The sequence below is a fragment of the Promicromonospora sp. NPDC060271 genome, from assembly GCF_042726755.1.
Lineage (GTDB): Bacteria > Actinomycetota > Actinomycetes > Actinomycetales > Cellulomonadaceae > Promicromonospora.
The window spans coordinates 37576-58193 of record NZ_JBHXBG010000011.1 but is presented as its reverse complement, the minus strand read 5'-3'; the positions used below and the strand labels follow the sequence as shown (position 1 = coordinate 58193).

Here is a 20618-nt window from a genome sequence, read left to right as displayed (position 1 = left end):
GCGGAGCCCTCTCCTAACCCTTGACCGCGCCCTGCATGAGCGCGCTGACGAAGCGCCGCTGGAACACGAGGAAGACCACGAGCGTGGGTGTCAGGATCAGGAGGGACCCAGCGCACAGCAGCGGGATGTCGGTCCCCCACTGCCCCTGGAAGGCGCCCAGCGCCCCCGCCATCGTGCGCTGGGCCGGGTCGTCGACGAGCACGATCGCCAGCAGGAACTGGTTCCACGTCCAAAGGAACAGCAGGATCGCCAGCGAGGACAGCGCGGGCATCGACAGCGGGACGTGGATCCTCGTGAAGAGCTGCCAGGTGGAGGCGCCGTCGATGCGTGCGGCCTCGGAGAGCTCGTCCGGCATGTTGACGAAGTGCGCCCGCATCCACATCACCGCGAACGGCATGTAGAGCCCGATGAGCGGCAGGATGATCGCCCACCGCGTGTTCAGCAGGCCGAGCTCCCGCATCTGGTAGTAGAGCGGCACGACGACACCCTCGAACGGAAGCGTGAGCCCGAGGAGGAAGGCGATGAAGATCGCCTTGTGCCACGGCGGTCGCAGATGGCCCAGCGAGAACCCGGCCAGCGTGCTGATGAAGAGGGCCACGGGGACCACACCGAGCTCGATGAGCACGCTGGAGCCCAGCATCTCGGCCATGTTCGCCGACTGGAACGCCGTGACGAAGTTCGACCAGTGCGGGGTCTCGGGAAGCGAGAGGCCCCCGGGGTAGGTGCCGGGCGGGTGCAGCGCGGTGATGAACAGGGTCACGAACGGCACGATCGTGAACGCCATGAGCAGGACGAGCAGGACGCGGCCGAGCCACGTCTCGCGCGACGAGGTGATCAAGACTCCCTCCCCCGGGTGATGCGCTGGAGCGGCAGGACGACCGCCAGGACGACGAGCATGAGGACGACCGCCAGGGCGGAGGCCTGGCCGACCTCGCGTTCGAAGAAGGCGAGGTAGTAGATCTCCAGGCCGGGAACGAGGGTGCTGTTGCCCGGCCCGCCCTGGGTGGAGATGTAGATGATGTCGAAGCTGGCCAGCGCGCTGATCACGGTGACGGTCAGGCAGACGCCGAGCTCCTGCCGCACGCTGGGCAGGGTGATCGCGAAGAACTCGCGCACGGCCCCCGCGCCGTCGAGCCGTGCGGCCTCGTAGAGCGCCGGGTCGATCTTCGTCATGCCGGCGAGCAGGAGGACCATGCACAGCCCGAGGGACACCCAGGCGCCGATGAGACCGACGGCGGGCAGCGCCGTGTCGAAGTCCCCGAGCCAGGCGCGGGTCACGGACCCGAGCCCGAGGAGGCGCAGGAACTGGTTGACGACCCCGTCGGTGGACAGCAGCCAGGTCCACATGATGCCGGCGGCCACGAGCGGGATGACCTGGGGCAGGAACAGGACGACGCGCGCCACGACGGCGACCCGGCTCGCCGCGAACTTGCGGATCGTCGCCGCGGCGACAAGCCCCAGCGAGACGGGCACGAGGCTGAAGTACACGATGAGCTCGAACGCGTGCAGGATCGGCCCGAACAGCTCGGGGTCGGTGAGGATGCGGGCGTAATTCTGCAGCCCGACCCAGGTCGACTCCGTGATGCCGTCCCAGTCGTAGAAGGAGTACTGGATCGTGGAGGAGATGGGGCGCAGCACGAACACCGCGTACGCGACCGCGGCGGGCGCGACGAGCAGCAGCGCCGCGCCGCCCTGCCGCAGGCGCCGCGCCCGGGAGGCGCGGCGCCTGACGGCCTGGGCCGGGCCCGTGTCAGCGCCCGTCCTGCCGCGTACGGGTGTGACGAGGGTCTGCCGTAGTTCGGCCATGAGGTCGCCCTAGCCTCCGATCTGGCTCTCGTAGTCGGACTGGACGGCGTCCAGCAGGCCCGCCGGATCCTGTTCGCCGGCGACCATCTTCTGCAGGTTCGGCGTCCAGCTCTTGGCGTAGATCGAGCCGGTCGCGTTCGCGATGAAGTCCATCGCTCCGTTGTTCTCCCCCACCGCTGCACCGGCCTCGAGCGTCTGGGCGGTGACGGTGTCCGCGTCGACCTCGGGCATGAAGGCGTCGGACGGGCCCATGGGGTGCGACCCGCCGACCTCGACGGCGATGGTGCGGGCCTCGTCGTTCGTCGCGATCCAGTCCAGGAAGTAGGCCGCGCAGTCCGGGTTCTCCGCCTGGGCGGAGATGCCGTACGTGAGCGGGGCGGACATGGCACCGATCCCGCCGTCCGCCTCCACGGGCGGCATGAGGAAGAACCCGACGTTCCCGGCCATCTGCTCGTCGAGGTTCCCCGACTCCCAGTCGCCGTTGAACATGAAGACTCCGCGGCCCTCGATGAACCGGCTCATCATCGCCGCGTAGTCCAGCGAGTTGACGTCCTCGGCGAAGTAGCCGGCGTCGATCCAGCGCTGGAGGTGCTCCGCACCCTCGAGGTTCGCCGGCGAGTCGATCGTCGCGTCGGGCTGCTGGTAGATCCAGGAGTTGATCTCGGCCGGGTCGCCGTACGACGCCATGAGTCCCTGGAGCGGGAAGGCGAGCCCTCCGGTCGCACCACCGTTGAACTGCGTGATGGGCGTGAGGTCGGCGGCCTTGGCCTCCCGCAGGAGGGCGTCGAACTCGTCCAGCGTGGCGGGCGGCTCGTCCATCCCGATCTGCGCGGCGAGCTCCTTGTTGTAGAAGACGCCGGTCATGGAAAAGTTGAGCCCCATGGCGTACAGCGGGCCGTCGCCACGGCGGCCCTCTTCGTCGACGCGCATCTGCTCGAGCTGCGACGACGGCCACTCGTCCCACCCGAACGCCTCGGCATAACCGTCGAGGTCCAGCAGCAAGCCGTCCGCCGCGAGCTCGGACACCTGCGGCAGCCGCATCAGGTCCGGCGGGTCGTCGACCAGGACCCGGGGCGCGTTCTGCGTGATGACCGCGAACTGGTCCTCACGGATGTCGAACGTGACGTTGGGGTGCTGGGCGGTGAACTCGTCGCTCAGCGCCTTGAACAGGGGGAAGCCCGTCTCGATGTAGGAGCTCAGGGTGACGTCCGCCGAGCCGCAGGTGGGTGCGGAGCCGTCCGAGGTGGCCGCGGCGGGTCCACTCGGCTGGTCGGACGTGCCGGCTCCCGGCGGCGAGCATGCTGCCAGCGCGAGCGTGGCGCTCAGGCCGAGGGCAGCCGTGGTGGCCAGGCGTGTGCGGGTGGTTCCTCGTCGACGAGACACCGTCATCTCCTTTTTCGTCGGGGCCTGGCTTCGTCACCAGGGTTGCTAAACCGACTTAGCACGGTCAATATGGGCTCCGTCCGCGAGGCATGTCAAGTACCCGGCAGGCGACGAGCGGCGCGCGCCGTCCCGGAATCACCCGCTGACTAGGATTCACGCGAGGAGAGGAGGCCCGTGGGAGCCAAGAGAGTCACCCTTGCCGATGTCGCCAAGGCCGCAGGCGTGTCGTCGTCGACCGCATCGCTCGTCATGACGGGGCGCGGGCAGGAGCTGCGGATCTCCGAGGCCGTCCAGACCCGCGTGCGTGACGTGGCCCAGGAGCTGGGGTACCGGCCCAACGCGGTGTCGGTCGGCCTGCGCAAGGGCACGACCCGGACGCTCGGCTTCGTGTCCGACAGCGTGGCGTCCTCACGCCTCGCGGGGGACATGATCAAGGGCGCGATCGAGGCGGCCCGCGAACGTGGCTTCATGCTCTTCATCGGCGAGACCGGCGGCAAGCCCGCCGAGGAGGCCAAGCTCGTCGAGGCCATGCTCGACCGGCAGGTCGACGGCATCATCCTCGCCTCGATGTTCACCAGGTCGCGACCGCTGCCCGACGACGTCGAGCGCACCCCCGCGGTCCTCCTCAACCTGGTCGCCCCGCCGGGCGCGAAGATCCCGAGCGTCCTGCCGGACGAGGAGCGCGCGGGACGTGAGGCCGCGCGGCTTCTCCTCGAGGCGGGCCACCGAGAGATCCATCTCATCGGAGCCGGGCCGGGACCGGACGACTGGTCCTCGGTCTCGGTCGCCGCGCGCCAGCGGCTCAGCGGCATCCTGAGCGCCCTCGAGGAAGCAGGCGTCGAGCCCGCCTCCGGGTTCGCGGACCCGTCCTGGCTCCCCGAGCACGGGTGGGAGGCGACGCAACGGATCCTCGCGCGCGGCGCCGCCACCCCGTTCGCCCTCCTGTGCTTCAACGACCGCCTCGCGTTCGGCGCCTACCAGGCGGTCCAGGAAGCGGGCCTGACCATCCCCGACGACGTCTCCGTCGTCTCCTTCGACGACGCGTCCGTCGCCGGGTGGCTGCGCCCAGGGCTGACGACGTTCGCCCTCCCCCATCGCGCACTCGGCCGGCGGGCGGTGGAGCTGCTGCTGGAGCTGGTCGGTCACGCGGAGGGGTCGAGGCCGGCCGGTCCGAGCACCCTCGTCCACCGCCTGCCCATGCCCCTGCGTTCGCGAGGCTCCGTCGCCGCACGCACGGGCTAGTGACGCCACCCTGTGGCAACGTGTCGGCATGAGGCCCGTTGTGCACCGAAGTCCCGGCCGCGACCCGCAGACCGCCACGCCGCCCCGAGTGCCAGCGGGCCGCGCACGCCGCCTCCTCCGCGCCGCGCTGGCCGGCGTGGCGACCGGCGTCGCCGTCGTGATCATCGCCCTGCTCGTGCGCGAGCAGTGGCCGCCGCTCGTGCAGCTCGACGAGCGCGCCGTGCTCGCGGGCACGACGCTCGCCGCGCAGCATCCCGAGCTGCTCCGCGCGCTCCTTTTCTGGCAGTGGGCGTTCCTCGCGGTGCACCTGCTCGTGCCAGTCGCCGCGATCTGTCTGGCGTACTGGTGGCGCACCGGCAACGTGACGCGCACGTGGTGGGCGCTCTCGACGATCCTCGTCGCCTGGGGGCTGTCCAACCTGCTGAAGGAGGTCGCGCGCCGCGCGCGGCCCGTGCTGGACCAGCCGGTGGAGAGCGCGGCCGGCTACTCGTTCCCGTCGGGACACGCCGCGAACACCGCTGCGATGACGACAGCGCTGGTGGTGCTCGTGTGGCCGTCGCTCAGGTCGCGCGCCTTGCGGATCGCGGCAGTGGCGGGCGCGGCGGTGCTCACGGTCGCGACGGCGGTGGACCGGGTCATGCTCGGCGTCCACTACCCCTCCGACGTGGCGGCCGGCATCCTCTTCGGGGTCGGTCTCGTGCTGGCGTCGTACCTCGCCTACCGGCACTGGCCGACGCCGCGCGCCGAGCCCGGTACGGGGTCCTGATGGTCGACGTCGAGCGGTGGGCGGACGACACGTCGGCACCCAGCGGGCCCGAGGCGCGGCGGGACCTCGGCCTGCGGGTCGGCGTCCCGGCGGCGGTGTGGTGGGTGATCGTCGTCGGGCTCGGTCTTCTGCTCGCCGGCCCGCTGGTGGGGCTCAAGGAGAGCGAGAACGCGGTCAACGAATGGTTCGTCGAGCAGCGCACGGCGACCCTCAACATGCTCACGGAGGTGTGGGGCGTGCTGGGGACCACCGAGACGATCATCGGGATCTGCCTCGTCGTGTCCGGCGTCGTCTGGTGGCGTACCGGGCAGTGGTGGTACGCGGCGGTCCCCGCGATCGCGGTCGCCGTCCAGGCGGCGGTGTTCATGCTGGCGGCGCTTGTCGTGAGCGCCGAACGCCCCGAGGTGGAACAGCTCGACGAGGCGCCACCGACGTCGAGCTTCCCGAGCGGCCACACCGGCGCCTCGATCGCGCTCTACCTGTCGCTGGCGCTGATGGCCCAGCGGATCGAGCGCACGTGGCTGCGCGTGAGCGTGACCGTCGTGCTGTTCGTGGTGCCCCTGCTCGTCGTCTACTCGCGGCTGTACCGGGGGATGCACTACCCGAGCGACGTCGTCGTCGGGCTGCTCAACGGTCTCGTGTGCGTCGTCATCGGGTGGTACTGGCTACGGCGATCACCTCGCGCGTGATCGTTTCTGATCGTTTACCACCTACTCTTGACCATCTACTGTTCGGGTGGGACTCTTACGGCGATGCTGCTCCGGAAACGATCAGCATCGAAGCCCTCTGCCAGTTCACCGACGAACACGCGCAACGAAGCGCGAGATGGGTTGAACCGTGACGACACTTCGCAGAACCTCTCCACGCCCCCGACGGCCCCGGGCCCGGCTGGCTGCCGCCCTGCTGGCCCTGACCCTGCTCCCCTTCACCGCCGTCGTGGGCAGCGCCCCCGCCACCGCGGCCACCTCCCAGTTCCGTGGCATGAACTGGGCGGTCGCCGGTGACAACTTCTCGACGAGCCCGCTGGTGCTCGACGGGCTCTCGTCGTCGGACAGCTACGACACCGTGCGGGCCAAGGCCAACGCGATCTACGGCGACCTGGAGGCGACGCTCGGCGTCAACACCGTCCGCCTGCCCGTCAACACCCACACGGTCGGCACCGCCTGGTGGGGCGCGTACCGCGGCACGATCGACGCGGCCACGGCCCGCGGGTGGAAGGTCATCCTCGCGTACTGGGAGGACGGCGCCGCCTCCGGCGGGCGGGTCACCAACACCGCCGCCTGGCACTCCATGTGGAACACGGTCCTGTCGCAGTACGCCTCGAACGGTCTCGTCTACTTCGAGCCGATGAACGAGCCGCACGGCTACTCGTCGTCGGCCTGGCGGGACACGGCAGCGGCCTGGCTCAGCTCGCACGGCAACGCTCCGCACGGCCGGGTCCTGATCGGCGGAACCGGCTTCAGCCAGGACCTGCGCGACCTCTGCAGCGACTCACGCTTCAACAACACGCTGCTGTCGTTCCACACGTACACGTTCATGTACGGCGAGATGACCTACGACGCGTGGCGGTCGAACATCACGACCCGCCTGGGCAACTGCGCGTCGCGCGCCATCATGACCGAGTTCGGTTCCGCGATGAACAGCGGTCTGAACTACAACGACAGCGGCAGCACCCACAACATGGTCCGGTACCTGCGCGCGGTCGCACAGGTCATGCGCGACAACTCCATGGGTGGAACGTACTGGCCGGCCACCGGTGGCAAGCAGGGCACCATCGGCTACGACTGGTACTCCATGTACATCAAGAGCGGCAGCGGCACCGCGCTAGACATGACGATCCGCAACTACTCGGGCGCCAACCAGTACCGGTACGCCATGGGCGACGCCGTGAACCCCAGTGGGGGCACCGGCTCCGGGTCCCGCGTCGGCACGATCGCGGCCAGACACTCCGGCAAGTGCATGGACGTCATCGCCGCCTCGATGTCGAACTCGGCCGAGGTCGCCCAGTACACGTGCGGCACCGGGACGAACCAGCGCATCGCGCTGAACGACCTCGGCAACGGCTACTACCACCTCGTCGCCCAGCACTCCGGCAAGTGCATCGAGGTCCCGGGCGGGTCCACGGCCGACGGCGCGAGCATCACGCAGTACACCTGCAACGCGGGCGCCAACCAGCAGTGGGAGCGGATCAGCGTGGGCAGCGACCACCAGTTCAAGAACCGGAACTCGGGCAAGTGCATCGAGGTCCCGGGCGCGTCCACCGCCAACAGCGCCCGCCTGAAGCAGATCACCTGCAACGCCGGCAGCGCCCACCAGGTCTGGACGATCAGGACTTCGTGATGCCTGCCTGACGCCGGGCCGCGCGGTGGGCGAGAGCACAGCCTCGCCCGCCGCTGCGGGCATCCATCGCGATCACGAAGACGCTTGGCACGCTATTACTGACCAGGAACCTTGGCACTTCGGCTCGGGTCCACCGCATCACGCACGCGACAGTTGACCCTCGTGCCTGTGCGCTACCTGTCGGAGCTTGCCGCTGACCAGTGACGATGCTGGTCAGAGCGTGACCAAGTCACATGTTTTCCTATGCATTCGCCTAGCTGTCGTCTATGGTCCAGCCCAGCGCGTCGACCGTCGGCGCTGAGAGGCGAAGGAATCAGATGAGAACGAGAAGTCGTCTTGCTGTTCTAGCCACTGTCGCGGGTCTTGCGGCATCGTTCCTGGTCGCGTCACCAGCCGCAGCGGCTGAGCCGTTCTCCCCCAAGTGCGAGGGCGATCGAGTGATCCGCTGCGTGCGCCTGGACGTTACGGGCGCGGGCGCCGTTGCGATCGCGAGCGTCACGGATGACCAGAGTGACAGCTGGAACTACGACGTGACGGTCTCTGAGGTCGAGCTGCAGGTCTGGCGCGGCGGGTACTGGGAGACTATTCGCCAAGCCAGCGGCGACGCGGGTTGGCAGGTGGAGTGGGACCGTGCAGTGACGAGTGGGGGCGGCTGCGACAACGTGTTCCGGGTCTCCGCCTACATCTATTGGCGGGCGGTCGGCGGCACCAGCACCGGCGGGCGGATGCTTTCGGAGGGCGCTGCCGTCAACTGCCAGTAGGGCTGGAACAGCGGCGCGTAGCCCGTCGTGGCAGGCCCTCCCGGCGTGACCCGTTCCCATGATGGTAGGCGGGACCGGTGACACCGGCGAGGATGAGGGCACAACAAAAGGGCCGTCGGACCACCTGGTGATGGTCCGGCGGCCCTTGCCGTGCCAGGCGCGCCACCGTGTCGTCGGGGAGAGCACGGGCCGCTCCACCACCATGAATAGCGCTCCGAGATGCACGAATACTTCATCCCTGACATCCGGCGCATTCTGGGTCATGATCATCTCGGATGACCTGACGACTGGAGCGCCATGCCCACACGCAGCACGGCCTCTGCGATCTGGACTTGGGTAGCTGCCATCGGCCTCGTCGCAATATTGAGCCTGTTATGGACGTTTCGAGGACTCCTGACAACCTCAGGTTCTGCGATTGCTGAAGGGCGCCGACCTTTGGTGGTAGTTTCGGTCGGCGGGGCGCCGAAAAACGCGGCGGTCCATGTGATAAGCGATGTCACAGAAAGCTCGATGGAGATGTTCTTTTACGTGACAGCGGATGATGTCGACTACAAGAAGAACAAGTCGCTCGACAAACTTGACGTGCGGATAACGTTTGCGGGCCTGCCTGCGGATTCTCGCGTGACATGTGGCGAAAGCACAGTCGTCGAGCCGGTTGAGTTCGCTGAGCTTGCAACGGGGGCCCGGTATGCCATCGAGGTCGACGCGCTTGGGGGTCCAGCCTCGGCCATCGCACATGAGGCTTCGAGCACGACCGGATCGTCGAAAAGCTATCTCGAGGCCGACTACTACGTACATCGGGCAGAGATGTGGCTGCCGTGGTCCGATTCGGAAATTCCGAACGGACGCTGGGTGGTGACGAACGAGACCGGCACGGAATTCTTGCACAAGGAAAGCTGCACGATCCCACCGGAATCAGTATGGTTCATTGCTGAGGATTCCCCACGCCCGATCAAGGAGCTGCAACGGTCACTTCTACTTCCTCAGATCAACGCGACCGAGATCAAGGTCGGGAGGCGAGGACCGGCCGAATTGCTGACGCACGCGTGGATTGATCGCGATGGTGACACCGTTTTGGTTGAGGCGTACCCGCCACCAGACGTGGAGGATGGCAGGTGGGGCGTGTCACCGGAGAACCACACGTGGGCGTCCGTCGATGAGTCGAAGGCGCCGTTCCAATATAGTGGACAGCCAACGATGGTGTTTCGTGATAGGTCGTTCGATGACTATCGCGAGATTGCGCTACTTGGTGCGGGCGTACTCCTAGGGTTGGCTGGATCGATGGCGACGGAATTAGTCAGGGCTGCTGTCAGGGCGCTCGCCGGGCGCCGAGCAGCAACCGGCGACGGCGACTAGATCGCTCAGGCAGTGAGGGCCTCGGTCCCACGGCGCCCATCCGTGGGCGTCGGCGAGCGCTCCTTGCCACGCGAGGCATGCTGTACGCATGCCGAAGACCTTGCCCTCTGGCCCCACCGTGATCACCGACGACAGCGAGGTGCGCTTCGTCTCCGGGGCCCACCAGTTCGCGCTCAAGCTCAAGGACGGGCACCTGCACGTGCGCGCCATCAACACCAGCGGCGACGAGGCCCAGCTCGCCGTCCTGCCGACGTCGCGCAGCACCGCGAACCTGCAGATCGAGCATCCCGTCGCGCACGGGCCGGTGGACGTCGAGGGCCCCACGCTGCGCGTCCCCTGAGGCCGATCCGGGCTGAGGCCGGTCCGGACTTCACCTGCTCCGGACGGGCCGAGACCCGGGCATCCGGCGTAGGCTCCGCTCAGGGTAGAGGCCTGGGTTCTCACTCGGGTCGGGACCCGGATCCGGGGCTGGGCCCGGACTCGGGCTGGAACCGGACCCGGGCTGGGGCTCGGGCTCCGGTTCCATGGGCGCCGGCTCAGCCACGCTCCAGGTCCCGGACGATCGCCCCTTCGACGAGCCACCGGCGCGCACCGGCTTCCTCGAGCCAGGCGGTACGGTCGCCCGCCACGGCCGCCGTCACCGACCCGCCGGGGAAGCGTGCGAGGTCGGGACCGTCGTATCCAGAGGCCGACGCCGTCGCCCGGTACAGGTAGGACGCGTCCGCCGGGTTCTGGGCGGCGGTATCAGTGCTGGTCCACCAGACCAGGCCGCCCGACGCGCGAAGGTCGGAGACGACGCCGTCGGGAAGCTGGACGAGGCTGTCGTCGTCGCCGTCCCGGTCGAGGACGTAGAGGGCACCGGGTCCGCCGCCGCTGCGCTCGACCGTCCACGCGATGACGTCGTCCGAGACGGCGAGCTGGGTGACCTCGGCCGACGCGTCATGATCGATCTCGAGGAGATCGGTGCCGACGCTGTCCCCGCCCGCCAGGTCGTCGAACAGCCGGATCGTCGTCACGCGGACCGGGCCGGTACCAGGGACGAGGACGGCGGCGACCGCCTCGTCGTCGTCCGCCGCGAGCGCCGTGACTCCGGCCGCGAGCTCCGTCGGGGTGCCGTCGCCGTCGTGCGTGATGGCGAACAAGCGGGTGTCGTCCTTGGTGGCACCGGCCGTCCACAGGGCGCGGTCCTCGGTGGTGGCGAGCAGCCACAGCCGTTCCTCGGTGCTGACCAGCGGATCGATCAGGGTGGTGACACCCTCGCCGGAGACGCTCTCCGTCCGGAGGAAGCTCCTGCGGGGCGACGTGCCCTCCGCCGCGCGCTCACTCCAGACCACACGGTCCCCGGTGACCGCGAGCCCGGTCGGGAATGCCCTCCTGCCCTGGTAGTGCGTCAGGCTGCTCGCGGAGCTTGACGCGTCGCCCGCCCAGGTCCTCATCTGGATGTGGGCGGCGTCGGTCTCCTCGTCGTCGTCGAGGAGCTCCGCGTAGCTGAAGTGCCAGATCTTGCCCGTGTGCGCGATCCCGTGGGGCTCGGGCAGCGGTTCTCCGTTGGCCGTGACCGGCAGCCCCACACCATCGAGGATGCCGCCCGTTACTGCCGCGACATCGACGTCGTGGCAGGTCAGGGACCGTGCATCGGCTGCGGCGACCATGACCGGGTCGTCGAGCGGGCCGACGTCGTCGCCGGGTTCCGCGGCTCGGGTCGGCGTCGGCCCGGGCAGCTCGTCGGGGCACTCCACCGGTGTGTACCCCGCCCCGAGGTCGGGTCCCGGCCCGTCGGTGGGGCCATCGTCGAAGAGGGACGTGATGAGCTGGCCGCCCGGCAGCACCACGGGGCCTACCCAGGGCAGCTCTACCGGGCCGCGGGTCAGCACCCCGAGCGCCAGCAGCAGGGCCGCGCATGCCGCGCCCACCGCCTGCCCGGTCCGGCGTCGCCGCAGTGCGGCGCGGCTCCGGTCGAGCACGACGCTCTCGTCCAGCTCGGGCGGCTCGATGGCTTCCGCGCCCGCCCTGAGCACGTCGCGCAGCCGGGCGAGCCCGCGGGAGTTCGCCGCCTTCACCGTGCCGACGGCGATGCCGAGCTCGCGGGCGACGTCCGCCTCGGGCAGGTCCAGCAGATGCCGCAGCACGACGACCCTGCGCTGCCGGTCGGGGAGCTGGGCGAGTCCGCGGACCAGCTCGTCCCGCAGCGCGAGGCGACCGACATGGTCCGGAGCGGCGCCGACGGGAAGCTGGTCATCGCCCGGGAAGGACTCCCGCCGGCCGTGCCGCCAGCCGTCGATCCGCAGGTTGACGAGAATCCGGCGGGCATAGGCGAGCTGCGTCCCCGGACGCACCTTGGCCCAGGTGCGGTAGACCCGCTCGAACGTCGACTGGACCAGCTCCTCCGCACGGTGGGAGTCACCACACAGCAGGTACGCGGTGCGGTGGAGGTACGCACCGGAGTCGCGGACGAAGGCGGTGAACTCCGCGTCGCGGTTGCGCGACACCTCGACCCGCACGTCGTGCGCCCCGCCGTCGTCCGGCGGCCTGCTCGTCCCGAAGTCGCTCACGGTCGCCCCGCTCTCCTGCCTCATACCTTCCACTACGGGGAGGGTGGGCCGAAGGTTGCCCCGCCCGTCGAGATCGCTCGCCGGCTCACCGCGTCCTGAGGTGCCGCCCCACCTGGCTCATCCAGTCCGGGCCGAGCCGTCGGCACAGCTCGACGAGCACCAGCGCGCACTGCCGCGCGTCCGCCCCGGCGTCGTGGTGGGAATGCGCGGCGATGTCCAGCGCCCGCGAGACGTCGGGCAGCTTGTAGGACGGGAGGTCCAGCACGGACCGCGCCGTGTCGCGGGTGCACAACCACTGCGACGGCGGCACCGAGATCCCGTGCGCCGCGCTCGCCTGGGTCAGCACCGAGCGGTCGAAGGACGCGTTGTGCGCGACGAGCGCGTCACCGCCGGCGAACTCCGCGACCTTCGGGTAGACGACGTCCCAGGTGGGCGCGCCCAGCACGTCCCAGGCGGTGATCCCGTGGACCGCCACGTTGAAGCTGCCGAACGACTCGAAGCCGGGCGGCGGCTGGACCAGCGTCTCCAGCGTGTCCACGACGACGCCGTCCCGCACCTTGACGACCCCGACGGCGCAGACCGAGGCCCGCTTCGGGTTGGCGGTCTCGAAGTCGATCGCCGTGAACGACAGGCCAGGGAGAGCGGCGTGGGGCATGCCGGGCAGAGTAGAACGGCCCGAGCCCGACGTCGGTCAGGCGCGCCAGCCCTCGGCCGCGACGACGTCCTGGATGCGATCCACCGCCTCGTCCGGAACGCGCCACGCGCGCGTCACCCCGACCAGGTCCGCACTCACGTACGCCGCCGCCTCCTCGGCCGCCCGGGCTCTCGCAGGCTCGCCCAGCCGCTCCAGCACGGGCACACTACCGCGGAGCGTCGCGACAAGGGTCCGATGCCGCGCGACGTCCTCCTCGTCCGCCAGGCAGTCGTTGTACGCCAGGCCGATGGCGCGGCGCAGCAGGTGGCTCGCGCCCGCCGGGTCGCCGACCGCACACTTGAGGTCGGCGGTGGTCAGCAGCGTCTCGCACAGCGGGCCCGTGAAGGCGGGATCGTCCTCACGCATCACCTCGCCGACGACCATCGACGCGCTGTGGCAGAAGAAGGCCCAGTTCGGCGCGCCCTCCTCGCGGAACACCCGGCCCGCCTCGTCGCACCAGCGCATCAGCTCGCGGAGCAGACCGCGCTCACCGGGCTCGATCGCCTCGCGCACCGCCGCCGTGTCACCGGACCGGAACCATGCGCCGTAGGGCAGGTCGATCGTGCCGGCCGCGGCCACGACCAGGCCGGCCACCTTGTCGAGCGGGATCACCAGCCGCACGTCCTGCTCCGCCCGGGCCGAGACCACGAGCGCCTCCGCCAGGTAGCGGACGGCGGCGAACGGCAGCTGGGCCGCCCTGTTCAGGTCGCCGAGGATCGTGAGGGCGAGGGCCAGGTTGGGCGCGCCGAACCGGTCCTGGGCGGCGCCGACCCGGGCGACCGCCAGCGCCGTCTCCGCCGGGACCATGGCCGCTCGCAGGCGGCGGTCCTGGTCCTGGTTCTCGAGCAGCCGCCTCGACTCGGCCTGGAGGGCCTGGAGCCGGTCCGTCATGCGCTTGACGTCCGCTTCGAGCGGGGCCGGATCGGCGGGTCCGCCGTCCACCTCGGGGGGTGCGGTGGTGGCGGCGTCGAGCAGCGCCGCCGCCTCGTCGTCGCGCCCCAGCGCGGACCAGCACGCGGCCAGGTCGACGACGGCGGCCCGCGTGTCCGGGGCCTCGACGCCGTAGAGGTTGGACCTGATGCCCAGCGCGAGCCGCCACAGCGGCTCGGCCTCGCCGTGGCGTCCGGCGCGCTCGGCCGAACGGGCGGTCTCGGCGAGCGCCGTCAGCTCGTCCCGGACCCGCTCCCGGAACTCGGCGAGGTGCGACCGCTCCTCGGCGGTGACCCCGGAGTCGCGGAGGTCGAGCAGGGCGACCGCCCTGGCGATCGCCGCGGCGTCGGACGACCAGCCGCTCCCCACCGCCGGGTCTGCCGCGCGGACCAGCGTCCGTTCCACCTGCCTGCGCAGCTCTCGCCGGGCGAGCTCGGTGTCCAGCAGCCGCAGCCACGGCGTCCCGAGGTGCTCCTCCTCGTCACCGAGCCGCAGGTCGGTCCAGGACTCCGGGTCGACGCCGGTCTCGGCGGGCACGGCAGGTTCCTGCGAGCCGACGTCGAGCGGCTCGCCCTGTTCCGGGAGGTCGAGCTCCCAGTCCAGCGCCCACTCCCGCAGCCGGCCGCTGCTGTCCGAGACGATCATCGTGCCGGCGTCGGGCGCGATGGCGAGGTCCGTCACCGGCACCGGCCCCGGGTCGATCGAGCGGACCAGCGTCCCGGTGGTCAGGTCCCACAGGTCGATGCCGTCGGGGCCCGCGAGCGCGGCCAGACCGAAGTCGGGGGTGACGGCCAGAGTGGTGACGCCGAGCTCCTTCTCCCGCAGCGTCGTCGTGCACTGGCCGGAGTCGAGGTCCCAGATCCGTGGGACCCGTGCGCGGTCGAAGGTGAGCGCCCACCGTCCGTCGGCGCTCACCGCCACCCTGCCGCCCTGCCGGTCGAGGTCCCACATCTCCGCGCCAACGGCCTCGGAGGTGGTGACGTACCTCGAATGCGGGGCGGCGGTCGTGGGCCGTCCGCCGCGGGGTTCGCTCAGCACGGCGAGGGTGGCGCCGTTGCGCGGGCTCCACAGGCGCAGCTCGTCGTCGGTGGTCCAGAGCACCGCGCGGTGCCCGGTGCTGCTGAGCGCCACCCGGTGCGCCCAGCCGTCGTCGAGCCGCAGGACGTGCAGGAGGGCGCCGGACCTGAGGTCCCAGGAGCAGACGGTGCCGTCCTCGGCGCTGGAGAGCCCGATCTCGCCGCCGGTGGCGATCGCGAGGGCCCGTACGGAACCGGTGTGCGCGTCGCGGAAACCGCGCAGTCCGCCCCCGGCGAGGTCGACGATGCCCACCTCGCCGGCGCCCGAGCCGGTCATGGCCGAGTGCCCGTCCACGGCGATGACCAGTGGTGGGCTCCGGTGGACCTCGACCAGGTGCCGCACCGACCCGCGTGCGGCGTCCCACACGACGACGCGCGCGTCGGCGGCGGCGGTCACGGCGACGGCGCCGTCCGGGCTGATCGCCGCCGCGGTGACGGGGCCCGAGTGGTAGCGCAGCGGGCGGGCCGCCCGGGGCGCCCACCTGTCGACGATCCAGGGCGTCCGGTGCCGCGGGCCGTGGGCGAGCGCCACCCGGCTCGCCGGCGCGATGCTCAGTGCCCAGTCCTGGTCGGACGGCGCCCGCAGTTCCCGCACCGGCCAGGCGTCCTCCAGGCGCAGCCTCCGGGCCCGGGCGCCGAGGGCGCGCCACCGCTCCGTGAGCCGAGGGTCGCGGCGCAGGCCGGGGAGGTCGCGTGCGGCGCGGACCACCCGCGCGGCTTCCTGGAGCTGCCCGGCGGCGGCGAGGCGCACCGAACGGTCGAGGGCGAGGCTCGCCGCGTCGGACTCGGTGGAGAGCAGTATCGCGTCACGCGGACGCGTGTAGCTCCACGGCGCCACGAACGACGAGTCGGGCCTGCGGTGCACCGTCGCCCGGTGTCCCAGAGCGGCCAGGGCGACAGTGCCTGCCCGATCGAGCGCCACCAGCTCGCCGCCGTCCGTCCCGGTGTGCAGGCACCGCCGTCCGGCGAGGTCCCACCATGCGCGGCCGTCGAAGGCGAACCGGCCGTCACCGCTCGGCCGGACCGGCCAGCGCGCGCCACGGAGCTCGCCCGTGAGCCGCCACGGGCCTTCGACGTCGTCCCCCTCGTCCGGGTGCGGGGCGTCCCCGGCCCGGGCGAGGACGCGGACCGTCCCGTCGTCGGCGACCGTGAGCGCGGTGCCACCCGCCGAGGCGAACGTCAGGTCGGTATTCCAGCCGTCCAGCGCCTGGCTCCCTCTCCGATCGGCAACGGCGGGGTCGGCAACGGCGGGGTCGGCGATGGCGGAGAGGGTCAGGCGGGCGCCGTCGTGCAGGTCGGCGCGCCACGTGCCGGTCGGGTCGACCGCGAGGGGCCGGGCGTCGCGGACGGCGTCCGGCGGCTCCCACGTGTCCTGGAGCGAGCCGGTGGCCGGGTCCCAGCCGCTGACCCGCCCGTCCGTCCCGAGTGTGACGATCCGCAGCCCGTCCGGGGTGACGACGACGTCGTGGGCGCGCTGGAACCGCGAGCCGAGCCGTAGCGGGGCGGGTGGGGAGGCGGAGAGGTGCCAGACCGTCGGGTAGCCGATGCCGTCGAGGATCACGGCGAAGGAGCCGTCCGGGGCGAGCGCCACCGTTCCGCCGCCGTTCTCGGTGACCGGGACCGCGGTACGACGGGCGCCCGTGTCCAGGTCCCAGACGCGCAGCACGCCACCCTCGTCGAGGCCGGCGCCGACGGCGCCGTCCGCGCTGACGGCTACCGAGACGATGTTGGAATCGTGCCCTTCGAGGTCGAGCGGCGCCGCCGTGGTGGTCGCCGCCCGGGCCTCGGCGAGCGCCGCCGCGGCCACCGCCTCCCCGGGGGCGGCCCGGACCGCGCTCTCGAACAGGTGCACGGCGCTCGCCACGTCACCGCGTTCCCGCTGGACCAGGCCGTGCAGGTACTCGTCCACCCAGTCGGCGTCATCGCTCCGGGCGACATGGCTCCGGGCGAGGCCCGTCAGCTCCTGGACGAGCTCCGCATCGGTGGCCCTGCCGTGTCGCCAGCGGTGGAGCCCGCGGTTGTACACGGTGTGCGGATGGCGTGGGTCGGCCTCGAGCGCCCGCTCCCAGAGCCGTTCGGACTCGTCGGGCCGTCCGAGGTCGAGCATGGACAGCGCCCGGTTGGAGAGCCCGTCGGCGAGCAGCCGCGCCTGGGCCGGGAGCGTGCGCGGGTAGGGACGGCCCAGCAGCTCGGTGTGCAGGGCGATCAGCCGTTCGGCCAGCGCGCCGATGTCCGAGGGGCGTTCGGCGGGGTCGGTGCGGAGGCATTCGGCCAGCAGGTCCGCCACCTGGTCGGGCAGCCGCGCGGGGCCTTCGATGCCGCCGCTCCGGCGCAGGTCCGCGAAGGCCGCGCCGGCCAAGTGGCCGTACTCGCTCGGGCGCCGGCCCAGGAACAGCTCGACGACGGTCACCGCCCACGACCACACGTCGGTCGCGGCGGTCAGGGCGGGCGCGGTCAGGGCGGGCGCGGTCAGGGCGGGCGCGGCGCCGTCCGCCGTCCGACTCGCCGCGGCCTCGGCCTGCTCGGGCGAGCAGTACGCGGCGGTGAGCCCGCCGAGGCTGACCGCCAGGTCGGCCGCACCGCCCGGCGGTTCGCCCGCCGACCAGCGCGCCCTGGCCAGGCCGAAGTCGGTCACCTTGACGGTCCCGTCAGCGGCGAGCATGAGGTTGGCGGGCTTGACGTCCTGGTGCACCACACCCTGCGCATGGGCGAAGGCCAGGCCCCAGGCGGACTGGATCGCCGCGTCGAGGACCGAGCCGAGCGGGTCATCCGCGTAGAGCCGGCGGGAGCCGACGGCCTCGGCGACGCTGCCGCCGTCGGCCCACTCGGCGAAGACGCCGGGGCTGTCCTCGATGCGGCGCACGTACGCGCAGTTCACGATGTGGGGGTGCACACCAAGGCCGGCCCAGGTCTCCGCCTCGGTCTCGAAGTTGCGCACAGACTCCGGCGAGTGCCGCAGGAGAGCCATGCGCGGCACCTTGACCGCCAGGTCGATCCCCCAGTCCCGGTGGCGCACGCGGTAGACCACCCCCATGCCGCCCTTGGTCTTCCCGAGCACCTCGTAGAGGTCCAGGATCACCTCGCCGGGCCGCCAGTCGGAGGTCCGTTCGGCAGCGGGCATACCGGATCAGTCCACGAGGGCCACGTACAGGGGCGTGCCGAGCAGCACCGGGTGCGGGGCGTCCGGGCCGCCGGCCTCGCCGTGCAGCAGGCGCTTGGCGACGAACTCGACGTTCTGGGTCGGCCCGCGCAGGCCCGCCACCGCCTTCCGGACGGTCTCCAGCGCGCCGAGATCCCCGTCGATCTCGTCCTCGACGGCGTCCACGACCAGCTCGTCCTCCAGCTCGGACGACGCGGCGATCCCGTCCAGCAGCGCCGGCATCATCGACCCCATGCCGAACCCGCTCTCCGGCGCCCCCGGGGCGAGGAGATGCCGGCCCGACCCACCGAGCCCCACCGACTTGCCCTCCCAGGTGCCGCCGAAGAACGCGAGCGGTCCGCCGAACTCGGTCTGGATCACCCGCCAGCGCATGGGCATCAGCCCCCAGAAGAAGCTCTCCGGGGCGTCGAGCGACCCGACCGACCGGGTGTCGCTGAGGTGCCGGACCACCCGTTCGAGCCGGGCGATCTGGTCAGAGCCCTGAGCCGCCACGGAAGTCTGCCTGCCACCGAACATCTTGAGGCCGATCGACAGCTCGGTCTGGTGACTCCTCGTCGAGCCGGGGTCGATCTGCTGCAGCAACATGTCGACCTTGGAGTCCGAGATGTACAGGTAGTAGCTCGTCGACACCGTGGCTCCTCGATCAGCGTGAGCATGTTCGCAGGTCATGGTATCCGCCGACGACCTACGGGATCATGGGACGCATGCACCGGTCCGTCGACGTCGAGCACGCCGTCCGCCACGCGCTCCTCCGCGGCGCCGACCTCCTGCAGCAGTCGGACGCCGTGCTGGCCGAGCACCTCGGCGCCGTCGCGAGCATCCCCCTGCACCTCGCGGCCGACCTCTGCGACGGGCCGGGTCGCGACGCCGTCGTCCGGGAGCTGACCGCGCAGGGCACGCCCGAGGCCCGCGCGGTCCTGTACGCGATGGCCGCCGCCAACGACGGCGAGCTCGAACGGCTCGCGGGCGCCGCGGCCCGGTCGATGCTCCCCGGTCTCGCCGACCCGCCCTGGCTGCGCGACGCCACGGCACCGATCGAGCTGCGGCGCGTCATCGGCCTGGTCGGCCGCCTGGACCCGGCCGAGCAGGCGGTGCTGTACGTCTTCCGGCGCGCTCGGCGGGCGCACGGCGTCCTGGTCGAGATCGAACCCGGCCGCGAGCGCCCCCGCGAGATCACCTGGGCCTCGAACGAGGACGCGCGGGCCTGGCTCAAGAAGCTGAAGCGGGGGACCTGGCAGAACCAGGTCGCCTACGAGGTCAGCTTCGACGACGTCGGGCGCGGGGTCAGCCTGCTCGAAGGCATGATGCACAACACCGCCCACGCCCAGCTCCAGGCGATGGACGACTGGCCGCTCGCCGCCGACCTGGAGCGCGCCGACACGCTGCCGGCGCTCCCGTCGCTCCTGGTGCTGCTGCGGAAGTCGCTGCGTTCGGCGCTCGCGCTGGACGAGTGGCCGTACCTCGACGGCACGCCTTGGGCACCGTGGCGGCCCGTCGCCGCTGCCCGTTCCCGGCCGGCCGCCCACACCGCCGACGGCCTCACCCGGACTCCCGTGTCCACCGGACGAGGCCTGGAGGCCGTCTGGAAGCTGGCCGGTTCCTCCCCCGCGCTCCGGCACGCGGTGGGCGAGCTGTACGAGGCCGAGTCGGTGGCCCTCACGGGAGGCGACGGCGCACCCCGGGCCGAGGCAGCGCTCCGGACGGTGCGGTTCGAGACGCTCGACCGCCCCGCGCTCGACCCGGTGCGGGTCTGGGCGCTGGCGTCGGCCGGGCAGACCGCCCTGGTCGGGTCGTCGTTCGTCGAGGCCGCGGCACGGCTCACCGAGGCCTACGTGCTGCTCGCGGACGGCGGCGGGGACGGCGACGACGGCGCCGGGGTCCCGCTGGTCGACCAGGCCGAGCTGCGCAGCGCGATCGGCGTCGCCGTCCAGGGTGTGCAGCTCCGCCTGGGCGGCATGATGTCGCAGCTCGGCGCGGCCGAGACGCTGGCGCAGATCTCCGACGCCGAGCTGGAACAGGCCCCCGGCCTGATGAACCGGCTCCGGACGATCAGCGAGGGGTACATCGACGCCCGGCAGTGGCAGCCCGCGACGCTCTGCCTGGACGCCGCCGGGATGGTCGGCTTCCTCACCCGTACGGTCAGCCCGGCGCACCGCCTCGCCTATGTCGAGGTGATCGGCGCGGTCGCCGACGCGAAGGCCCGCCAGGGAGACGTCCTGATGGGGCTGCGCGCGACGTCGGACGGGCTGGGCGAGGCGATCGAGGAGCTGACCGCCGAGCCGACCGCCCGGAGCATCAAGATCCTGCGGGCCTCGCTCCGCATGGCGGCCCTGATGCCCGTCATCCTGGCCGCCCCGGGACGGCACCCGCTGGGCGTGGAGTGCGAGGACCTGCGGCACCGCGCCGACACCACCAGCCACGAGACCGGCCCGACGCTCGACGAGTCGGCGCGCCGCCTTCTCCAGGCCGCCAGGACCCTCAAGGCCAAGCTCGACGAGATCATCGCGAACAACTCACCCGAGCCTCGTTGAGTGCTGGGTTTTTGCGCTCCA

The 20618-nt window shown here is 71.5% G+C and carries 15 protein-coding genes; 8 read left to right on the top strand and 7 right to left on the bottom strand.

Annotated elements, in window-relative coordinates; all coding sequences use genetic code 11:
- Window positions 1–13: 13 nt before the first annotated feature.
- From ACFWE2_RS03405 to ACFWE2_RS03395, 3 genes are read right to left on the bottom strand one after another with little or no spacing between them, the layout of a single operon-like run.
- Window positions 14–838, bottom strand: a complete 825-nt coding sequence (locus tag ACFWE2_RS03405; RefSeq protein ID WP_377222801.1) for a carbohydrate ABC transporter permease — start codon at window positions 836–838, stop codon at window positions 14–16.
- Entirely contained in the window at window positions 835–1806 is a 972-nt protein-coding gene (locus tag ACFWE2_RS03400; RefSeq protein WP_377222800.1) for a carbohydrate ABC transporter permease, read from the bottom strand. The genes ACFWE2_RS03405 and ACFWE2_RS03400 overlap by 4 nt, the downstream gene beginning before the upstream one ends.
- A gap of 9 nt (window positions 1807–1815) precedes the next feature.
- On the bottom strand, window positions 1816–3189 hold the full coding sequence (locus ACFWE2_RS03395; RefSeq protein WP_377222799.1) for an ABC transporter substrate-binding protein: 1374 nt from the start codon (window positions 3187–3189) through the stop codon (window positions 1816–1818).
- Between the two features lie 174 nt (window positions 3190–3363).
- On the opposite strand from ACFWE2_RS03395, the gene ACFWE2_RS03390 reads away from it, so the two are divergent.
- The 7 genes from ACFWE2_RS03390 to ACFWE2_RS03360 all read left to right on the top strand — a co-directional run bounded on the left by ACFWE2_RS03390 (window position 3364) and on the right by ACFWE2_RS03360 (window position 9994).
- Window positions 3364–4431: a LacI family DNA-binding transcriptional regulator gene (locus ACFWE2_RS03390; RefSeq protein WP_377222798.1), complete on the top strand. Its 1068-nt coding sequence runs from the start codon at window positions 3364–3366 to the stop codon at window positions 4429–4431.
- A 28-nt stretch (window positions 4432–4459) separates the two neighbouring features.
- Window positions 4460–5197, top strand: a complete 738-nt coding sequence (locus tag ACFWE2_RS03385) for a phosphatase PAP2 family protein (protein ID WP_377222797.1) — start codon at window positions 4460–4462, stop codon at window positions 5195–5197.
- Entirely contained in the window at window positions 5197–5886 is a 690-nt protein-coding gene (locus ACFWE2_RS03380; RefSeq protein WP_377222796.1) for a phosphatase PAP2 family protein, read from the top strand. Before ACFWE2_RS03385 ends, ACFWE2_RS03380 begins: the two co-directional genes overlap by 1 nt.
- 148 nt (window positions 5887–6034) lie before the next feature.
- Window positions 6035–7537, top strand: a complete 1503-nt coding sequence (locus tag ACFWE2_RS03375) for an RICIN domain-containing protein (protein WP_377222795.1) — start codon at window positions 6035–6037, stop codon at window positions 7535–7537.
- 317 nt (window positions 7538–7854) lie between these two features.
- A complete protein-coding gene (locus tag ACFWE2_RS03370; protein WP_377222794.1) occupies window positions 7855–8298 on the top strand; it encodes a hypothetical protein in 444 nt (147 codons plus the stop codon).
- 297 nt (window positions 8299–8595) lie between these two features.
- Entirely contained in the window at window positions 8596–9654 is a 1059-nt protein-coding gene (locus tag ACFWE2_RS03365) for a hypothetical protein (RefSeq protein ID WP_377222793.1), read from the top strand.
- 88 nt (window positions 9655–9742) lie between these two features.
- The gene (locus ACFWE2_RS03360; RefSeq protein WP_377222792.1) at window positions 9743–9994 is read left to right on the top strand and encodes a hypothetical protein; all 252 of its coding nucleotides are present in this window, start codon (window positions 9743–9745) and stop codon (window positions 9992–9994) included.
- 196 nt (window positions 9995–10190) lie between these two features.
- On the opposite strand, the gene ACFWE2_RS03355 is transcribed toward ACFWE2_RS03360, so the two are convergent.
- From ACFWE2_RS03355 to ACFWE2_RS03340, 4 genes are all read right to left on the bottom strand, one after another.
- Window positions 10191–12230 carry a SigE family RNA polymerase sigma factor gene (locus tag ACFWE2_RS03355; RefSeq protein WP_377222791.1) on the bottom strand — a complete coding sequence of 680 codons (2040 nt, stop codon included), beginning with the start codon at window positions 12228–12230 and terminating at the stop codon, window positions 10191–10193.
- 61 nt (window positions 12231–12291) lie between these two features.
- A complete protein-coding gene (locus tag ACFWE2_RS03350; RefSeq protein ID WP_377222790.1) occupies window positions 12292–12861 on the bottom strand; it encodes an exonuclease domain-containing protein in 570 nt (189 codons plus the stop codon).
- A 36-nt stretch (window positions 12862–12897) separates the two neighbouring features.
- Window positions 12898–18027, bottom strand: a complete 5130-nt coding sequence (locus tag ACFWE2_RS03345) for a protein kinase (RefSeq protein WP_377222789.1) — start codon at window positions 18025–18027, stop codon at window positions 12898–12900.
- Window positions 18028–18033: 6 nt separating this feature from the next.
- Window positions 18034–18696, bottom strand: a complete 663-nt coding sequence (locus ACFWE2_RS03340) for a DUF7019 family protein (protein ID WP_377222788.1) — start codon at window positions 18694–18696, stop codon at window positions 18034–18036.
- A 74-nt stretch (window positions 18697–18770) separates the two neighbouring features.
- Between ACFWE2_RS03340 and ACFWE2_RS03335 the strand changes: the two genes are divergently transcribed.
- Window positions 18771–20597, top strand: coding sequence for a hypothetical protein (locus ACFWE2_RS03335; RefSeq protein WP_377222787.1), 1827 nt, complete (start codon window positions 18771–18773; stop codon window positions 20595–20597).
- Window positions 20598–20618: the final 21 nt, after the last annotated feature.

Bases quoted from the DNA above. Each gene is read 5' to 3' on its own strand.
- ACFWE2_RS03400 (WP_377222800.1), bottom strand. From the start codon at position 1,806: ATGGCCGAACTACGGCAGACCCTCGTCACACCCGTACGCGGCAGGACG.
- ACFWE2_RS03365 (WP_377222793.1), top strand. From the start codon at position 8,596: ATGCCCACACGCAGCACGGCCTCTGCGATCTGGACTTGGGTAGCTGCC.
- ACFWE2_RS03380 (WP_377222796.1), top strand. From the start codon at position 5,197: ATGGTCGACGTCGAGCGGTGGGCGGACGACACGTCGGCACCCAGCGGG.
- ACFWE2_RS03335 (WP_377222787.1), top strand. From the start codon at position 18,771: ATGCACCGGTCCGTCGACGTCGAGCACGCCGTCCGCCACGCGCTCCTC.
- ACFWE2_RS03385 (WP_377222797.1), top strand. From the start codon at position 4,460: ATGAGGCCCGTTGTGCACCGAAGTCCCGGCCGCGACCCGCAGACCGCC.
- ACFWE2_RS03345 (WP_377222789.1), bottom strand. From the start codon at position 18,027: ATGCCCGCTGCCGAACGGACCTCCGACTGGCGGCCCGGCGAGGTGATC.
- ACFWE2_RS03360 (WP_377222792.1), top strand. From the start codon at position 9,743: ATGCCGAAGACCTTGCCCTCTGGCCCCACCGTGATCACCGACGACAGC.
- ACFWE2_RS03350 (WP_377222790.1), bottom strand. From the start codon at position 12,861: ATGCCCCACGCCGCTCTCCCTGGCCTGTCGTTCACGGCGATCGACTTC.
- ACFWE2_RS03355 (WP_377222791.1), bottom strand. From the start codon at position 12,230: ATGAGGCAGGAGAGCGGGGCGACCGTGAGCGACTTCGGGACGAGCAGG.
- ACFWE2_RS03370 (WP_377222794.1), top strand. From the start codon at position 7,855: ATGAGAACGAGAAGTCGTCTTGCTGTTCTAGCCACTGTCGCGGGTCTT.